The following is a 16329-nucleotide window of genomic DNA, read 5'->3' on the forward strand; positions in this document are numbered from 1 at the left end:
GACCGGCGTCTGTGGGCACGGACTCTGACACGGCGTCAGACCAGCGTCTCCTGCCAGGCCGCGTGCAGCTGCGCGAACTTCCCGGTGCCGCCGATCAGGGTGGCGGGGGTGTCGTCCTCGATGATCCGGCCGTGCTCCATCACCAGCACGCGATCGGCGATCGCGACGGTCGACAGGCGGTGGGCGATGATGATGGCCGTGCGGTCGGCGAGCAGCGTCTGCAGTGCCCCCTGGATCAGCCTCTCGGACGGGATGTCGAGCGACGCCGTCGCCTCGTCGAGGATCAGCACCGCCGGGTCGGCGAGGAACGCGCGCGCGAAGGAGATCAGCTGACGCTGCCCGGCGGATACGCGGCCGCCGCGCTTGTTGACATCGGTGCTGTATCCGTCCGGCAGAGACGAGATGAACTCGTCGGCACCGACCGCACGCGCGGCGGCGCGGATCTCCTCGAGCGTCGCGTCGGGGCGGCCGAGTGCGATGTTGTCGGCGACGGTACCGCTGAACAGGTACGCCTCCTGGGTCACCATCACGATCGCGCGACGGAGGTCCTTCGGGTGCAGCATCCTCAGATCGACGCCGTCGAGGGTCACGCGCCCCTCGGTCGGGTCGTAGAAGCGCGAGATCAGCTTGGCGAGGGTCGACTTGCCCGCGCCCGTGGTGCCGACGAGGGCGATCGTCTGGCCCGCCGGGATGTCGAGCGAGAAGTCGGGCAGGATCGTCTTGTCGGCGTTGTACGCGAAGGTGACGTCGTCGAAGCGGATCGCGCCGCGCGACTCCCACAGATCCACCGGCTTCTCCGGGTCGGGCACGGTCGGCTGCTCCTCGAGCACACCGGACACCTTCTCGAGCGCCGCGGTGGCGGACTGGTACGAATTCAGGAACATCGCGATCTCCTGCATCGGCGCGAAGAAGTTGCGCACGTACAGCACAGTCGCGAGCAGAACCCCGACACCCAGTGCTCCGTCGGCGACGCGCAGGCCGCCCCACAGCACGACGGCGGCGAGGGTGAGCGCCGCGATGCCCATCAGCCCGGGCTCGAACGTGCCGAACAGCACCATCGAGCGCCGGTTGACGTCGCGGTAGTCGCCCGCCACCTCGCGGAAGGAGGCGTCGTTGCGCGGCTCCTTGCGGAACGACTTGACGGCGCGGATGCCTGTCATCGTCTCGACGAACTGCACGATCACCTTGGCACTGATCACCCGCGACTCGCGATAGACCACCTGCGAGCGGCTGTAGAACCAGCGCATCAGCGCGACCAGCGGGACCCCGGCGAGCAGCAGGATCACGCCGGACTGCCAGTCCGCGATCGCCAGAGCGATGAAGGTGAACAGCCCGAACAGCATGCCGGAGACGAGGTTGTTCAAGCCGCCGTCGAGCAGCTCGCGGATGGAGTCGAGGTCGCTCGTCTGACGCGAGATGATCCGGCCCGAGGTGTACGACTCGTGGAACTCCAGGCTGAGGCGCTGGGTGTGCAGGAAGATCCGCTTGCGCAGATCGAGCAGCACCGCCTGTGTGATGCGGGCCGCGAGCACGACGTACAGCCCGATCAGCGCGGAGCCCAGGATGCCGGCGACGAGGTAGACGACGGTGACGGTGATCGCGGGCATCCAGTCGGCCGTCTGCAGCAGCTGCGGCAGCGCGCGGTCGAGCGCGATGCCGATGAGGATGGGGCCGGCGACCTGCAGCGCCGTCGAGACGACGAGGACGAGCGCGGCGATGACGATGCGCAGCCGCAGAGGCGCGATGAGCGAGCCGAGCAGGCGCAGCGAGCGCTGCCGGATCTCGCGGCTCTCTGCCCTGGTGTAGTCGGAGCGGTCTTCGCCCTGCGTGCCTGCGATGCTCACGCCTGCACCTCCTCGTCGTCCATGTGGGTCGCTGAGCCGTCGTCCACGTGGGTCGCTGAGCCTGCCGAAGCGTCCGAGATGATGTCGATCGCGCCCGTGCGCGCCGCCTCCTCCGCCTCGAGGCTCGAGATGACATGCCGGTAGTGCGAGCTGGTGCGCAGCAGCTCGGAGTGGGTGCCCACCGCGGTGATGCGCCCCCGCTCGAGCAGCGCGACCCGGTCGGCGAGGGCGACGGTCGACGGACGGTGCGCGACGATCAGCGCGGTCGTCTCGGCTAGCACGTGCCGCAGCGCCTCCTCGACCAGCGCCTCGGTGTCGACGTCGAGAGCCGAGAGCGGGTCGTCGAGCACGAGCACCTTCGGGTCGGCGGCTACGGCCCTGGCGAGCGCGAGTCGCTGACGCTGCCCGCCCGACAGGCTCAGCCCTTCCTCGCCGATGACCGTCTCGACCCCCTCGGGCAGGGTGTCGACGAACCCGGCCTGGGCGACGTCGAGTGCCTCACGCAGCACGCGCTCCGCCTCGTCGCCGTGGATGTCGAGGTCGGCCCGGCCCAGCAGCACGTTCTCTCGCACGGATGCCGAGAACAGCGTCGCGTCCTCGAACGCCATCGCCACGTGCCGACGCAGCTCCGACAGTTCGAGGTCTCGCACGTCGACGCCGTCGAGCGTGACCCGGCCGGCCGTCACGTCGTACAGACGAGCGGGCAGGGTGGTGAGGGTGGTCTTGCCGGAGCCGGTGAGCCCGACCAGCGCCATGGTCTCGCCCGGGCGCAGCACGAGGTCTATCCCGTCGAGCAGGTCGCGTTCGTGCGCGCCGGCGTCCTGGTAGCGGAAGTGCGCGCCCTCGAACGCCAGCTCACCTCGGGCCTCGGCCAGCCGCACCGGCTGCGCGGGGTCGGTGATGGTGTTCGTCTCCTCATAGATCTCGAACACGCGATCGGTCGCGGTGCGCGCGTCGAGCATGAACGAGAACAGGAAACCGATCGACTCGATGGGCCAGCGCAGCACCGCGGCCATCGCGAAGAAGGCGAACAGCTGCGGCACGTCGATCTGCCCCTGAACGATCAGCCAGATTCCCGCGATGAGGCTGAGCCCGAAGGCGATCTGCGGCATGAGGTCGAGCCAGAACCAGATCTCGGCGACCGCGCGCCCCTTGCGCAGCTCGGTCTCGCGCAGCGTCTCGGCCTGGCGGCTGAACCGCACCAGCGCGTGCTTGCCGCGGCCGAACGCCTTCAGCACACGGATGCCGTGCACGCTCTCCTCGACGCTGGTGGCCAGATCGCCCGCCTGGTCCTGGCTGCGCCGGGCGAGCGCGCCGTAGCGCTTCTCGAAGAGGTACCCCTGGATCCACATCGGGATGCCGGTGATGAGGAAGATCGCGCCGAGCAGCCAGTGCCAGCGGAACAGCAGCGCGGCGCCGATCGCGATGGTGAGGATGTTGACCACGAGCAGGATCAGCCCGAACGCGAGCCAGCGGCGGATGATGTTGATGTCCTGCATCATGCGGCTGAGCAGCTGTCCCGACTGCCAGCGGTCGTGGAAGGCGACGGGAAGGCCCTGCAGCCGCGAGTACAGCTGGGAGCGCATCTGGTACTCGACCTCGGTGGCCGGGGTCAGCACGAACCAGCGCCGCAGCCACACCATGATCGCTTCACCGAGCGAGAGCGCCAGCACGCCGAACGCTCCGGCGAGGACGAACCCGATGGATCCGTCGACGCCTGCCCTCTGATCGAAGTTCTTCACGACCTGCTCGAGCACGATCGGGATCATCAGCGCGATCACGGCGGCGGCGAGCGCGCTGAGCGCACCGCCGATGAGGCGGCCGAGGATCGGCTGCACGAAAGGCTTCAGCCGCCAGAGCGCGGCGAATGTGGACAGGGACGACGAGGACGAGCTGGCAGACATGACTCTCGGTTGCGTGACGTATGGGTGACGAAGAAGGTGCGAATGCAGGGCATCCGGTGCGAGGGCGACGCGGGCGTCGCGCGTGGTGTGCTCAGTCGCGCAGGCGGAGTGCGCGCGAGGCGAGGAGGGGCGTGACAGTCGTCGTGATCATGGTGTCCTCCTGGCTCGGCTTCGTCGCCCGGGTCGGCGCGACAGCCTTCGAGCCTATGGCCGCGGGCGCGCAGCGCGCAAGAGCGAGTTGCGCGCTAGGCGCCGCGGATCAGATCTCGCCGCGCTCGCGGGCGAGCAGACTCTGCTTGACCGGCAGTCCCCATGCGAAGCCGCCGAGGGATCCGTCCGCGCGCAGCACGCGGTGGCACGGCACGAACAGCGCCGGCGCGTTGCGCGCGCAGATCGACGCGGCGGCGCGCACGGCCTGCGGGCTGCCGAGCTCGGCGGCGAACTCGCTGTAGCTGAGCGGACGACCCGGTTCGATGCGCCGCAGAGCCTCCCATCCGGCCGCCTGCAGGGCAGTGCCGCGCTGGCGCACGCTCACCGCGTCGATGGCGTGCAGGTCGCCGGCGTAGTACGCGCCGGCCGCGTGCGCGGCATCCGTCTCGCCCTCCGCGACGGCGGCGGGCCGCAGTGCGGGGTGCACGCGCTCGATGATCGCCGCCTGATCGTCGGTCCAGCCCGACGCGAGCACGCGCTGCGCGTCGTCGACGAGGATCGTGAGGGGGCCGTCTGGCGTCTGAATCGTCTGGACGAGCGCGGTCATGGATTCTCCTTGGGGGCTGGGCGCGCAGAGCGGCGCGGCGGCCGGGCAGGCACCGCTCGCCACAGATGCGCGGTGAGGTAGCTGCGCCAGGGGGCCGTGCGGGCCGCCCAGGCCGTGAGGGATGCCGGGTCGGCGGGAAGCCCCGACGCCGCGGCCCCCGCGCGCACGGCGACGTCACCGGGCAGGAAGACATCGGGGTCGCCGATCACGCGCATGCGCACGTAGTCGGCGGTCCACGGGCCGATGCCCGGCATCGCGAGCAGTGCCGCGCGCTGCGCCACGGCGTCATCGCCGACGGTCAGGGTGAGCGACCCGTCGGCGAGTGCGGCGGCCGCGCCGATGATGGCCCGGCTGCGCGCCGCGGGTCCGCGCAGCACCTCGGCGCCGTGCTCGGCGATCGCGGTCATCGTCGGGAACAGCAGCCCGCCGTCCGCGGTGCGCTCGCCCAGCTGCTCGGCGAGTGCGGTGAGGGCGGTGCGCGCCGCGGCGACAGTGATCTGCTGCCCCACCATGGCGCGGATGAGCATCTCGTGCGGATCCGCCGTACCCGGCACCCGGATGCCGGGGACGGCGGCCACGAACGGAGCGAGTTCCGGATGCGCCGAGAGCGCGTCGTCGACCGCCCCCGGATCGGCATCGAGATCGAACAGCCGTCGAGCGGTGGCGACGAGGGGCGTCAGATCGGCGAGGCGGGTGACCTTCGCGCGCAGCCGCAGCTGCCCCGACGGGGTCTGCCGGATCTCGACGTGCGCGGGGCCGCCCGACATCCGCAGGTGACGAGAGAACGAGGTGGCCGTCGCCGATTCGACTCCGGGCAAGGCGCGTGCGGCCATCCAGGCGAACAGGCCCGCCGTGTCGATCGGGGCGCGGTGCGGCAGCAGCAGGTCTATGGTGCCCTGGGTGACAGTGTCGCTGTCGTCGGTCGTCACGTGCGTCCCCCGGGCGAGCGCGCGCCGCTTCGCGCGGAGCTCCCCCGGGGTCATCTCGAAGACCTCCCGGATAGTCTCGTTGCACTGCCGGATGCTCGAGAATCCGGCCGAGAACGCGACCTCCGAGATCGGCATGTCGGTGCCGACGAGCAGCATGCGCGCGGTATGCGCGCGGTGCGCCCTGGCGAGCGCCAGCGGGCCGGCGCCCAGCTCGGTGGTCAGCATGCGCGTGAGGTGCCGGGGCGAGTAGCCCAGACGGCGGGCGAGTCCCGGCACGCCCTCCTGCTCGACGACGCCGGCGGCGATCAGGCGCATCGCGCGCGCGGCGGCGTCGCCGCGGAGGTTCCACGCGGGCGAGCCCGGCGCAGCCTCCGGCAGGCAGCGCTTGCAGGCGCGGTATCCGGCCTCGTGCGCAGCTGCGCTCGTGGCGTAGAAGGTGACGTTCTCGGGCTTCGGTGTGCGGGCGGGGCAGCTCGGGCGGCAGTAGATGCGGGTCGAGCGCACGGCCGTGACGAACTGCCCGTCGAAGCGCGTGTCCTTCGCGGTGATCGCACGGTAGCGCTCGTCGTGCTCTGCAGTGCTGCCGACGCCTTCCATGTCTTCATGCTGTCACGCTCACGCGCACTGGGCTGGCGGAAATCGGACACGGCAGTCCGCCCGCGAGGCCAGCGCGGCGCACGCGTGCCGGGAGCCACGTGTCGGTCATAAGCGCGTGAGAGAGGACATGTGGCTCCCGCCCGGGGCGCTCCGCGTCAGTGGAAGAAGTGGCGCTCCCCGGTGAAGAACATCGTCACGCCGGCCTTACGGGCGGCGTCTACGACCTCTTCATCGCGCACCGAGCCGCCGGGCTGCACGATCGCGGTGACCCCCGCGTCGATGAGCACCTGCGCCCCGTCGGCGAAGGGGAAGAACGCATCGGATGCCGCGGCCGACCCTGCGGCTCGTCCTCCCGCCCGCTCGACGGCGAGGCGGCACGAGTCGACCCGGTTGACCTGTCCCATGCCGACGCCCACCGTCGCGTTGTCCTTCGCGAGCACGATCGCGTTCGACTTCACCGCGCGGCAGGCCTTCCACGCGAAGATGAGGTTCTCCATCTCGACGTCATCGGGACGCTCGCCCGAGACGAGCTCCCAGTCCGTCGCGACCGAGACGATGTCGTCGGGGAAGCGGTCGGCATCCTGCAGCAGCAGTCCGCCCGAGACGAGCCGCACATCCATCCGCTCCTGTCGCCAGTCGGCGGGCAGCTGCAGCAGTCGCAGGTTCTTCTTCGCCTTGAACACCTCGAGGGCGGCCGGCTCGAAGTCCGGCGCCACGATGACCTCGGTGAAGATGTCCTTCAGGTTCTCGGCCATCTTCAGCGTCACGGTGCCGTTGGCGGCGATCACTCCCCCGTACGCCGACACCGGGTCGCACTCGTGAGCGCGCAGATGGGCGCTGGCGATCGGGTCGAGGGCGTTGCGGGCGGTCGTCGCGATGCCGCACGGGTTCGCGTGCTTGATGATCGCCACGGCCGGCTGCACCATGTCGTAGGCGGCGCGCAGCGCGGCGTCCGCGTCGACGTAGTTGTTGTACGACATCTCCTTGCCCTGAAGCTGGGTCGCCTGGGCAATGCCGTGCCCGCCGGCACGGGTGTAGATCGCGCCGCGCTGGTGCGAGTTCTCGCCGTAGCGCAGGGTGGCCAGGCGCTCGGCCTTCACCGTGAGGTGCGCCGGCAGGTCTCCGCCCTCGGCGAGGGTGCCCTCCGAGAACCACTGTGCGACGGCCGAGTCGTAGCTGGCCGTGTGCGCGAAAGCACGCGCGGCGAGCTCCCGACGGTGCACGAGCGTGGTGCCGCCTTCGGCGATCGCCTCGATGATGGCGGGGTACGACTCGGGCGATACGACGATCGCGACGTTCGCGTGGTTCTTCGCCGCGGCGCGCACCATGGCCGGCCCGCCGATGTCGATCTGCTCGACGATGGCGTCGGGGTCGGCGCCGGATGCCACGGTCTCGACGAACGGGTAGAGGTTGACCACGACGAGCTCGAACGGCTCGATGCCGAGGTCGGCCAGCTGCCGCTCGTGGTCTTCCAGGCGCAGGTCGGCCAGCAGACCGCCGTGCACCTTCGGGTGCAGCGTCTTGACGCGCCCGTCGAGCATCTCGGCGACGCCGGTTACGGATGCCACGTCGGTGACCTCATGGCCGGCGTCGCGGATGGTCTGCGCGGTCGACCCCGTCGAGACGATCTCGATGCCCGCCTCGGTCAGAGCCTCGGCGAGCTCGACCAGGCCGGACTTGTCGCTCACCGAGACCAGGGCGCGCTTGACCCGCACGAGGTCGCGATCACGGTACAGCGAGGGGTCGAGGCTGGGGCCGGCCATGAGGGTGCTCCTTCGTTCGGGCGAGATCGTTTGCGTGTCGGCGGGTGGGTAGCGGCGAGATGTCAGCGGGAGAGCGTCAGCTCGCCCGTGGCGATGCGCTGCACCGCATCGATCAGCAAGCGTCGCTCGACGGGCTTGATGCGGTCGTGCAGGGTGGCTTCGTTGTCGCCGGGCAGCACCGAAACGCGCTCCTGAGCCAGGATCGGCCCGCTGTCGATGCCGTCGTCGATGACGATGATGCTCGCCCCAGTCTCACTGACGCCGGCGGCGAGCGCGTCGCGTACGCCGTGCGCGCCCGGGAACTCGGGCAGGTATGCGGGATGCGTGTTGATGATGTTCGGCGCGTAGCGCTCGACGACAGCGTGAGGCAGCAGGCGCATCAGTCCGCTGAGCACGATGAGGTCGGGCTGCCAGGCATCAAGCTGCGCGGCCAGCTCTTGCCCCCATTCCTCGCGACTGTCGTATGCGGTGTAGGGCACGGTGAAGGTCGGGATGCCGAACTCCTCGGCGTGCGCGAGACCTGCGGCGTCGCGGTCGGCGCCGACGGCGATGACCCTGGCCGGGAAATCGGGGTGACTCGCCGCCTCGAGCAGGGCTCGAAGGTTCGAGCCGGTACCGGAGATGAGTACGGCGAGCGTCAGCACCCGGTCAGTCTACCGGGGCGCTGAGCCCGGCCATCTCTTCATTCCAGCGGTCGATGCGCTCTTCGGCGAGCTCGTCGCGGTGCCGCGGTGCGAGCAGCAGGATGCCGGCGCCGATGAGCACTTCGATGCCGATCGCCAGCGCGAACGGCCCCGGCGCAGGGCCTGCCTGGGCGAGTCGGCCGGGGCCGATCGACCCGGACGCCAGCGCCGCGGCGAGCGCGGCGGTTCCCGCGGTCAGGATCGTGATGCCGCCGGCGATGGCGGCTCTGGGGCCATACCCGCCTGCTGTGTGCTCCCAGACCAGGCGCGAGCGCACCATCCAGCCGGCAACGGCGCCGCAGGCGATCGGAACGAGCACGCTCACCAGCATCCAGATCGACGAGTTCTCGGGCACGAGGCCGAGCACGGGGATGCCGGGGACGACGCCCAGCTCGGTGCCGGCGGGCGAGACCGCGGTGCCCGCGCCGAGGGCGAAGCCGGGGCCGGCGAGCCAGCTCGCAGACCACACGAGCAGGGTGGGCAGGTAGACCAGGTGACCGATGGTGAGCATGGCGGCGCCGAGCGCGTCGACGTGCGCCGCCTCGAACAGGGCGACGACCTCGCCCCCGCGCAGCAGGGTCATCACGGCGAAGCCCACGGCGGAGGCGCCGGTCAGCGCGACGCCCGCGATCGCGGCGCCCCTGACCGCCTCGCCTGGCACAGCCGCCCAGTCGCCCCACGAGTCGACGACATCACGGAGCCGGTCGATCGGACCGTCGTCGCCCTCGGCCCACGCATGACGCAGCGCACCGGCGAGCGCACCGACGGCGTAGACCGCGGCGGGGATCACGATCGCCGCCCACAGCGGGGCGCGCAGCACATCAGAGCGGCCGGTCAGCGCGACTGCGGCGCAGATCGCGGTGAAGGCCAGCACTCCCCCGCAGACACCCGAGATCCACCGGCCGGCCACCGCGGCGCGATGGCCCGAGCGCGCGGCGAGCAGCCCGGTGAACAGCAGCAGCGCCAGCGGCGGCACCGACAGCGCGAACCGGGCGGCATCCTTCGGGATGGCGAGGCTCGAGAGCACGGCATCCGGAAGCACCACCTCGAGGGGCACCCCGTGGCCGAACTGCCAGAGCGTGCCGCTCACCGGCCATAGCGCACCCCAGTCGGCATCGAGCCCGAACGCCAGAACCCAGAGCAGGGTGAACGGCGCGAGCACGACGGCCAGCCCGACCGCGGCCGCGATGGCGGCGTCGAGGGCGGCGAGTAGCGCGACGATGAGGCGTTGTTGCATGACGGATCGAGCCTACGTCGTGCATCCGCCCGGTATGCCTCGGCCACGCGCGGTGCGCCGAACCCGGTAGATTCTCTTCGGAGGTCCACCCGATGACTGATGCCCCTGTGCGCCCTGACACCGAACCGCGCAACGCTATCGACCGATTCTTCGAGATCACCCGGCGAGGATCGACCTTCGCCGCCGAGATCCGCGGAGGTGTGGTCACGTTCGTGACGATGGCGTACATCGTCATCCTGAACCCGATCATCCTCTCCAGCGGAACCGACATCGACGGCTCCCAGCTCGACTTCGTTCAGCTGAGCGCGGTGACCGGCCTGACCGCCGCGGTCATGACGATCCTGTTCGGTCTCGTCGCGCGCCTGCCCTTCGGATTCGCCGCCGGACTCGGCATCAACGCGTTCCTCGCGTTCTCGGTCGTGGGCGAGGTCACCTGGCCCGAGGCCATGGGCCTGGTGGTGATCAACGGCCTGATCATCGTGCTGCTCAGTGCCACGGGCCTGCGCCGCATGATCTTCGACGCCGTCCCCATGCAGCTGAAGATCGCCATCACCGTGGGCATCGGCCTGTTCATCGCGTTCATCGGCTTCGTCAACGCCGGTTTCGTCACCGCCGCCGCGTCGCCGCCAGTCGCGCTCGGCGTCGGCGGCTCCGTCGCCACCGTGCCCACGCTGCTGTTCGTGCTGACCCTGCTGCTCACCGGCGTGCTCGTGGCGCGCCGGGTGAAGGGCGGCATCCTCATCGGACTCGTCTCGGGCACCGTGCTGGCGGTGATCGTCGAGGCGATCTGGCACATCGGCGCCAAGGGCGACGACAACCCCGGCGGCTGGGGCCTGTCGGTGCCGGCCCTGCCCGCGCAGCTGGTCAGCCTTCCCGACCTGTCGCTCGTCGGCCAGTTCGACCTGTTCGGCGGATTCGGCCGCATCGGCGCGCTGGCCGCGCTCATGCTCGTCTTCACCCTCGTCTTCACGAACTTCTTCGATGCGATGGGCACCATGACGGGTCTCGCGAAGGAGGCTGAGATCGCCGATCAGCGCGGTAACTTCCCGCGCCTGAAGTCGGCGCTGATCGTCGAGGGTGTCGGCGCCGTGGTCGGCGGCGCGACCTCCTCGTCGTCGAACACGGTGTTCGTCGAGTCGGGCGCGGGCATCAGCGAGGGCGCGCGCACCGGCTTCGCGAACCTCATCACCGGCGGGCTCTTCCTGATCGCGATGTTCTTCACGCCGCTGGTGTCGATCGTGCCCACCGAGGTCGCGGCCGCGGCGCTGGTGATCGTCGGCGCGCTCATGATGAGCCAGATCCGCTTCATCGACCTGACCGACTTCTCGGCCCTGTTCGGTGTCTTCCTCACCGTGTCGGTGATGCCGATGACCTACTCGATCGCGAACGGAATCGGCGCGGGCTTCATCGGCTGGGTCGCGGCGCGGGCGTTCTCGGGCAAGGCGAAGGAGATCAGCCCGCTGCTGTGGGTCGTGGCTGCCGGCTTCGTGATCTACTTCGCCCGCGGTCCGGTGGAGATGCTGCTCAGCTGAGCGTCGGCTCTCGTGCTCCCTGGGCGAGGCGGCGGAGTTCTCGCAGATGACCGCCCGGGGCCACGGAGCGATCGTGAGCATCGCCTCGATCGCCGGGCTGCAGTCCACCTTCCAGCTGTCGCCGTGCGGTGCGAGCAAGCACGGCGTCACGCTGCCCGTCAACGGCGGCTCGCTGGCGCTGACCCGAACGCGACACCGCCTGGACGCGGCACCGCGCCGAGCATGACGAAGGCCCCGGGGTGGAGCCCGGGGCCTTCATGCATCAGTCTAGCGCGGGAATCGTGCGGCCGCGCTCATGCCTCGAGCAGGGTCTCGCCGATGTACCCGTCGGGCGCGCAGCCGGGAGGCACGGCGAAGACGGCGCTGCCGACGGGCGTGGTCCAGATGTTCAGCAGATCCGCCTTCGCGAGCCGCTCCTGCATCGGCGTGAACTGGCGGGACACGTCGGCCTGGAACGAGATGAACACCAGACCCGACTCCGACACCGATCCGGGGTCGGAGGAGGGGACGTCGTAGTTGTACCCGCGGCGGAAGATCCGCTCCCCCGGATCGGCTGAGCGCGCACGCCGGATGTGCGCGAGATCGTGGATCACCGGAAAGCCCAGCCTGTCCTTCGCCGCGAAGTCGGGCTCGTCGTGCTCGCGCTCTCCGGTCAGCGGCGCGCCGGTGTCGAGCCTGCGCCCGACGGCGAACTCCCGTGCCCCGCGATCGACTTCGTCCCAGGTGTCGAGATGCATCCGGATGCGCCGCACCACCATTCCGGTTCCGCCGGACAGCCATCCGCCGGCGCTCCACACCACTTCGTCGAAGTCGTCGTCGCCGGGGCGGGAGTTGGCAGTGCCGTCGACCTGACCGAACAGGTTGCGCATAGTCGTGCCGGGAGCCACGGTGCCGTGCGCCTGCCGGAACCCGTGCTGCACCCAGTGCACGCGCATGAAGCTGCGGGCGTCCTTCAGCAGCATGCGGGTCGTGTGCGCGACCGTCATCGGGTCGTCGGCGGCGACCTGGATGATCAGATCACCGCCGGTGAACTCCGGCTGCAGCCGATCGATCGCGAACTCCGGCAGCGCAGCGAGCCACGGCGGCGAGTCGCCGCCGGCCCGGGCGACGAACTCCGGCCCGAATCCGAAGGTGACCGTCAGCCGCGCCGGATCGCGAGCGAGCTCGGGTTCGGTGTCGGCGAGAGCAGGCTCGCCCGCGGTGAGGCGAGCGGCGTCGTCGCTGAGCACGCGCATCATGCGCCGCATCCGCTCACGGTCGGTCTGCGGGTGCAGGCTGAGCGCGACGAGCGTGGCGTGGGCGGTCGCGTCGGTGGCGATACCCGCCTGATGCGGGCCGTGGAAGGGCACGACGACGCGACCGTGCAGCACGGGCCCGGCCGCTGGTGCAGGTGCCGGGGTGGAGAGCCGCTCTGCGCCGAGCGCGACGAGCGCCCCGGCACCGGCGGCAGCCCCTCCGAAGAGGAGCTGCCGCCGGGTGGGGCGGGACATCGACTCGGTTCCGCGCGCGGCGTGATCGCTGCGCGCGTTCATCAGTGCCCCTGGTCGGAATCGTGCTCGGAGTGGCCGGAGTGCTCGTCGTGTTCGGACTCGTAGTGCTCCTGAGCGCCAGTGAAGTCCTTCACCGCCGCGGTGAACGACATCGTCGACTCGTCCGAGAACGTCAGCGTGAACTGCACCTCTTGGCCTGCCTCGACGGGTGCGGTCAGCCCCATGAGCATGAGGTGCTCCCCTCCCGGTGCGAGTTCGAGCGTGCCCCCGGCGGGGATGACCAATCCGCCCCGCACCTCGCGCATGGTGGTTCCGCCGCTGGCGGAGTCGGAGACGGTCTCGTGCAGTTCGACGCGTGCGGCGGCTTCAGTGCGCGCGGATACGATGGTGATCTCGTCGTCGGTCGGGTTCGACAGGATGCCGAAGCCTGCTGTCATGCCCTCAGCGGCCGACTTGACCCACGCGTCGTCGATGGTCACCACCTCACCGGCGGACGACGGGACGTGCGAGGCGGAGCCGTGCGGGTCGGGCTGAGCTGTGGTGGGAGCGCAGCCGGTGAGAAGCAGCAGCGCGGCTGCGAGAGCGAGGGCGGGTCGGGTGAGACGGCGAGCGTCGATGTGCATGGTTGTGCCTTTCAGGATCTGTTCTCTCGCCGTGCGCATGCACGACGAAGCACGCCCGCCTCGTGGCGGGTGCGCGGTCCGCGCAGGCGCGGACGGCGCCATCCGGATGGACGGCGCCTCTCAGATGCTGAAGACCAGCGGCGGGCCCCGGTGCGGCTGCCGCCGGACGACGCGGATGCCGGTGTCGACGGCGTCGGTGTGCGCGGGGCGCGACGGGGCGCGCAGCCCGGGGCGGGGCGGCGCGGCGGGCAGGCGATCGCAGAGCAGGGCGACGAGCCATGTCGTCAGCCGGCCGGCGAGACGGACGAGGCCGACCAGCAGCATCTCGCCGCGGTGCAGTGCAGCGGTGGTGATGAGCACCGCGAGGGCGTGACCGAGCCACATCCCCGCGGCCGGGTCTGCGATGACGGTCTCAGCGCCCGACAGCACCGGCGGCGCACCGTGCTGATGCACGCTCAGCCCGCCGGCCGGCGTGAACGCACCCAGGATGAACAGCTCGTGGAAGAGGAACTGGCTGGCCGAGACGGCGAGGAGCAGCCGTGCCGGTGAGAGCCGCCGGCCTGCGAGGAGCACGCTGATCATGCTCGACAGCACCAGCGGCACGACGAGTCCGATGAGGCCGGGCAGCGCTCCCCCGGCGGAGACGTGCGCGAGCAGCGCGACGAAGGTGGCCACCAGCGCCGACGACGTCCCGCGCAGCAGCTGCGGGAGCCTCGAGGAGCGCATGTCTCAATCCTGCCATGCCGTGGCGTGGCTTACGCACCCGGAGACGCGGATGGCCCCGGGAATGGATCCCGGGGCCATCGTGCGTCGACTGGTCGCTGCGCTCCTCGCTCAGCAACCGGTCGGCGTCGCTTCGCGACTAGAGCGCCTCTACGATGGCGCGCATCAGATCGGCGGTCTCGGAGGGCGTCTTGCCCACCTTGACGCCGGCGGCCTCGAGGGCCTCCTTCTTGGCCTGTGCGGTTCCGGCCGAGCCCGAGACGATGGCGCCGGCGTGGCCCATGGTCTTGCCCTCGGGAGCGGTGAAGCCGGCGACGTAGCCCACGACGGGCTTGGTGACGTTGGCCTTGATGTAGTCGGCCGCGCGCTCCTCGGCGTCGCCGCCGATCTCGCCGATCATGACGATGGCCTTGGTCTCGGGGTCGGCCTCGAACGCGGCGAGCGCGTCGATGTGCGTGGTGCCGATGACCGGGTCGCCGCCGATGCCGATCGCGGTCGAGAAGCCCAGGTCGCGCAGCTCGAACATCATCTGGTACGTCAGCGTGCCCGACTTCGACACCAGGCCGATCGGGCCCTTGCCGGTGATGTTCGCCGGGGTGATGCCGACCAGCGCCTCGTCGGGAGTGATGATGCCGGGGCAGTTCGGGCCGATGATGCGGGTCTTGTTGCCCTTCTCGGTCGCGTACGCCCAGGCCTCTGCGCTGTCGCCGACGGGCACGCCCTCGGTGATGACGACGAGCAGCGGGATCTCGGCGTCGATGGCCTCGACCATGGCGTCCTTGGTGAAGGCGCCTGGCACGAAGGCGATCGAGACGTCGGCGCCGGTCTTCTCCATCGCCTCGGCGACAGAGCCGAAGACGGGGAGCTCGACGGCGTTGCCGTCCTTGTCGGTGTGCGCGACGGTGGTGCCGGCCTTGCGGGCGTTCACGCCGCCCACGATGTTCGTGCCCGCCTTGAGCATCAGTGCGGTGTGCTTGGTGCCCTCGCCGCCGGTGATGCCCTGGACGATGACCTTGGAGTCCTTGTTGATGAAGATCGACATGTCTGTTCCTTAAATCCGAGCCCGTCGAAGGGTCAGGCGTTCGCCAGCTCGGCGGCCTTGTCGGCGCCCTCGTCCATGGTGGCGGCGAGGGTGACCAGCGGGTGGTTGGCGGCGGCGAGGATCTCGCGACCCTCTTCGACCTGGTTGCCGTCGAGGCGCACGACGAGCGGCTTGGTGGCCGCGTCACCGAGGATCTCGAGGGCTTTCACGATGCCCTCCGCGACCGCCACGCACGAGGTGATGCCGCCGAAGACGTTCACGAACACGCTCTTGACCTGCTCGTCGCCGAGGATGACGTCGAGGCCTGCGGCCATGACCGTGGCGGATGCGCCGCCACCGATGTCGAGGAAGTTCGCCGGCTTGACGCCGCCGTGCTTCTCGCCGGCGTAGGCGACGACGTCGAGGGTCGACATGACCAGACCGGCGCCGTTGCCGATGATGCCGACCTGTCCGTCGAGCTTGACGTAGTTCAGACCGGATGCCTTCGCCTTCGCCTCGAGGGGGTTCTCGGAGTCCTTGTCGGCGAGGGCCTCGTGCTCGGGGTGACGGATCTCGGACGCGTTGTCGTCGAGGGTCACCTTGCCGTCGAGGGCGATGATGTCGCCGTCTTCGGTGCGCACCAGCGGGTTGACCTCGACGAGCGTGGCGTCCTCGCCCTTGTAGACGTCGTAGAGCTTGACGAACACCTCGGCGACCTTCTCCACGAGGTCTTCGGGGAAGTTCGCCGCCTGCGCGATCTCGACGGCCTTCGCCTTGTCGATGCCCGTCAGCGGGTTGACCTCGACGCGAGCGAGGGCCTCGGGCTTCTCGACGGCGAGCTGCTCGATCTCCATGCCGCCCTCGACGCTGCACAGCGACAGGTACGAGCGGTTCGCGCGGTCGAGCAGCACCGAGAAGTAGAACTCCTCCGCGATGCGCGCGCCCTGCGCCACCATCACTCGCTTGACGACGTGGCCCTTGATGTCGAGACCGAGGATGCTCTTCGCGGCCTCGTACGCCTCGTCGGGGGTCTTGGCGACCTTGACACCGCCGGCCTTGCCGCGGCCACCGGTCTTGACCTGCGCCTTGACGACCACGACACCGCCGATCTTCTCGGCGGCCGCCCTCACCTCCTCGGGGGTGTCGGCGACGATGCCGGCGAGGACCGGCACTCCGTACTTCTCGAAAACGTCTCGTGCCTGGTACTCGTACAGATCCACTGTGGT

General features: G+C 70.3%; 14 protein-coding genes. 2 read left to right on the forward strand and 12 right to left on the reverse strand.

The window, feature by feature from the left end:
* Window positions 1-35 precede the first annotated feature (35 nt).
* From PGB26_RS00465 to PGB26_RS00495, 7 genes are all read right to left on the reverse strand, one after another.
* Window positions 36-1844 (reverse strand): ABC transporter ATP-binding protein, encoded by a 1809-nt coding sequence (locus tag PGB26_RS00465; protein WP_271638352.1) that lies wholly within the window; start codon window positions 1842-1844, stop codon window positions 36-38.
* Window positions 1841-3748, reverse strand: a complete 1908-nt coding sequence (locus PGB26_RS00470) for an ABC transporter ATP-binding protein (RefSeq protein ID WP_271638353.1) — start codon at window positions 3746-3748, stop codon at window positions 1841-1843. Before PGB26_RS00470 ends, PGB26_RS00465 begins: the two co-directional genes overlap by 4 nt.
* 259 nt (window positions 3749-4007) lie before the next feature.
* The gene (locus PGB26_RS00475; RefSeq protein ID WP_271638354.1) at window positions 4008-4505 is read right to left on the reverse strand and encodes a methylated-DNA--[protein]-cysteine S-methyltransferase; all 498 of its coding nucleotides are present in this window, start codon (window positions 4503-4505) and stop codon (window positions 4008-4010) included.
* Window positions 4502-6031, reverse strand: a complete 1530-nt coding sequence (locus PGB26_RS00480; protein WP_271638355.1) for a DNA-3-methyladenine glycosylase 2 family protein — start codon at window positions 6029-6031, stop codon at window positions 4502-4504. The genes PGB26_RS00475 and PGB26_RS00480 overlap by 4 nt, the downstream gene beginning before the upstream one ends.
* Window positions 6032-6186: 155 nt before the next feature.
* The gene (purH, locus tag PGB26_RS00485; RefSeq protein ID WP_271638356.1) at window positions 6187-7794 is read right to left on the reverse strand and encodes a bifunctional phosphoribosylaminoimidazolecarboxamide formyltransferase/IMP cyclohydrolase; all 1608 of its coding nucleotides are present in this window, start codon (window positions 7792-7794) and stop codon (window positions 6187-6189) included.
* Between the two features lie 62 nt (window positions 7795-7856).
* Window positions 7857-8438, reverse strand: a complete 582-nt coding sequence (gene purN, locus PGB26_RS00490; RefSeq protein ID WP_271638357.1) for a phosphoribosylglycinamide formyltransferase — start codon at window positions 8436-8438, stop codon at window positions 7857-7859.
* Between the two features lie 4 nt (window positions 8439-8442).
* Entirely contained in the window at window positions 8443-9714 is a 1272-nt protein-coding gene (locus tag PGB26_RS00495; protein ID WP_271638358.1) for a cell division protein PerM, read from the reverse strand.
* Between the two features lie 92 nt (window positions 9715-9806).
* On the opposite strand from PGB26_RS00495, the gene PGB26_RS00500 reads away from it, so the two are divergent.
* Both PGB26_RS00500 and PGB26_RS00505 read left to right on the forward strand, forming a co-directional pair.
* Window positions 9807-11246, forward strand: coding sequence for an NCS2 family permease (locus PGB26_RS00500; RefSeq protein ID WP_271638359.1), 1440 nt, complete (start codon window positions 9807-9809; stop codon window positions 11244-11246).
* A gap of 73 nt (window positions 11247-11319) precedes the next feature.
* Window positions 11320-11472, forward strand: coding sequence for a hypothetical protein (locus PGB26_RS00505; protein ID WP_271638360.1), 153 nt, complete (start codon window positions 11320-11322; stop codon window positions 11470-11472).
* 67 nt (window positions 11473-11539) lie between these two features.
* Here PGB26_RS00505 and PGB26_RS00510 read toward each other — a convergent pair whose 3' ends face one another.
* The 5 genes from PGB26_RS00510 to sucC form a co-directional block, all read right to left on the reverse strand.
* Window positions 11540-12778, reverse strand: a complete 1239-nt coding sequence (locus PGB26_RS00510) for a Dyp-type peroxidase (protein ID WP_271638361.1) — start codon at window positions 12776-12778, stop codon at window positions 11540-11542.
* Complete coding sequence (locus PGB26_RS00515) at window positions 12778-13359, reverse strand: copper chaperone PCu(A)C (protein WP_271638362.1); 582 nt, start codon at window positions 13357-13359, stop codon at window positions 12778-12780. Before PGB26_RS00515 ends, PGB26_RS00510 begins: the two co-directional genes overlap by 1 nt.
* A gap of 120 nt (window positions 13360-13479) precedes the next feature.
* Window positions 13480-14085 carry a hypothetical protein gene (locus PGB26_RS00520; RefSeq protein WP_271638363.1) on the reverse strand — a complete coding sequence of 202 codons (606 nt, stop codon included), beginning with the start codon at window positions 14083-14085 and terminating at the stop codon, window positions 13480-13482.
* 136 nt (window positions 14086-14221) lie between these two features.
* Window positions 14222-15124 carry a succinate--CoA ligase subunit alpha gene (sucD, locus tag PGB26_RS00525; RefSeq protein WP_271638364.1) on the reverse strand — a complete coding sequence of 301 codons (903 nt, stop codon included), beginning with the start codon at window positions 15122-15124 and terminating at the stop codon, window positions 14222-14224.
* 32 nt (window positions 15125-15156) lie between these two features.
* Window positions 15157-16323, reverse strand: a complete 1167-nt coding sequence (gene sucC, locus PGB26_RS00530) for an ADP-forming succinate--CoA ligase subunit beta (protein ID WP_271638365.1) — start codon at window positions 16321-16323, stop codon at window positions 15157-15159.
* Window positions 16324-16329 lie beyond the last annotated feature (6 nt).

The sequence above is a fragment of the Microbacterium sp. nov. GSS16 genome, assembly GCF_028198145.1.
In the GTDB taxonomy this organism is placed as follows: domain Bacteria; phylum Actinomycetota; class Actinomycetes; order Actinomycetales; family Microbacteriaceae; genus Microbacterium.

Excerpts from the sequence above, each read along its gene's own strand:
- sucD (WP_271638364.1), bottom strand. The coding sequence starts at position 15,124 with ATGTCGATCTTCATCAACAAGGACTCCAAGGTCATCGTCCAGGGCATC.
- PGB26_RS00515 (WP_271638362.1), bottom strand. The coding sequence starts at position 13,359 with ATGCACATCGACGCTCGCCGTCTCACCCGACCCGCCCTCGCTCTCGCA.
- PGB26_RS00495 (WP_271638358.1), bottom strand. The coding sequence starts at position 9,714 with ATGCAACAACGCCTCATCGTCGCGCTACTCGCCGCCCTCGACGCCGCC.
- PGB26_RS00510 (WP_271638361.1), bottom strand. The coding sequence starts at position 12,778 with ATGAACGCGCGCAGCGATCACGCCGCGCGCGGAACCGAGTCGATGTCC.
- PGB26_RS00475 (WP_271638354.1), bottom strand. The coding sequence starts at position 4,505 with ATGACCGCGCTCGTCCAGACGATTCAGACGCCAGACGGCCCCCTCACG.
- PGB26_RS00470 (WP_271638353.1), bottom strand. The coding sequence starts at position 3,748 with ATGTCTGCCAGCTCGTCCTCGTCGTCCCTGTCCACATTCGCCGCGCTC.
- PGB26_RS00500 (WP_271638359.1), top strand. The coding sequence starts at position 9,807 with ATGACTGATGCCCCTGTGCGCCCTGACACCGAACCGCGCAACGCTATC.
- PGB26_RS00480 (WP_271638355.1), bottom strand. The coding sequence starts at position 6,031 with ATGGAAGGCGTCGGCAGCACTGCAGAGCACGACGAGCGCTACCGTGCG.
- purH (WP_271638356.1), bottom strand. The coding sequence starts at position 7,794 with ATGGCCGGCCCCAGCCTCGACCCCTCGCTGTACCGTGATCGCGACCTC.
- PGB26_RS00520 (WP_271638363.1), bottom strand. The coding sequence starts at position 14,085 with ATGCGCTCCTCGAGGCTCCCGCAGCTGCTGCGCGGGACGTCGTCGGCG.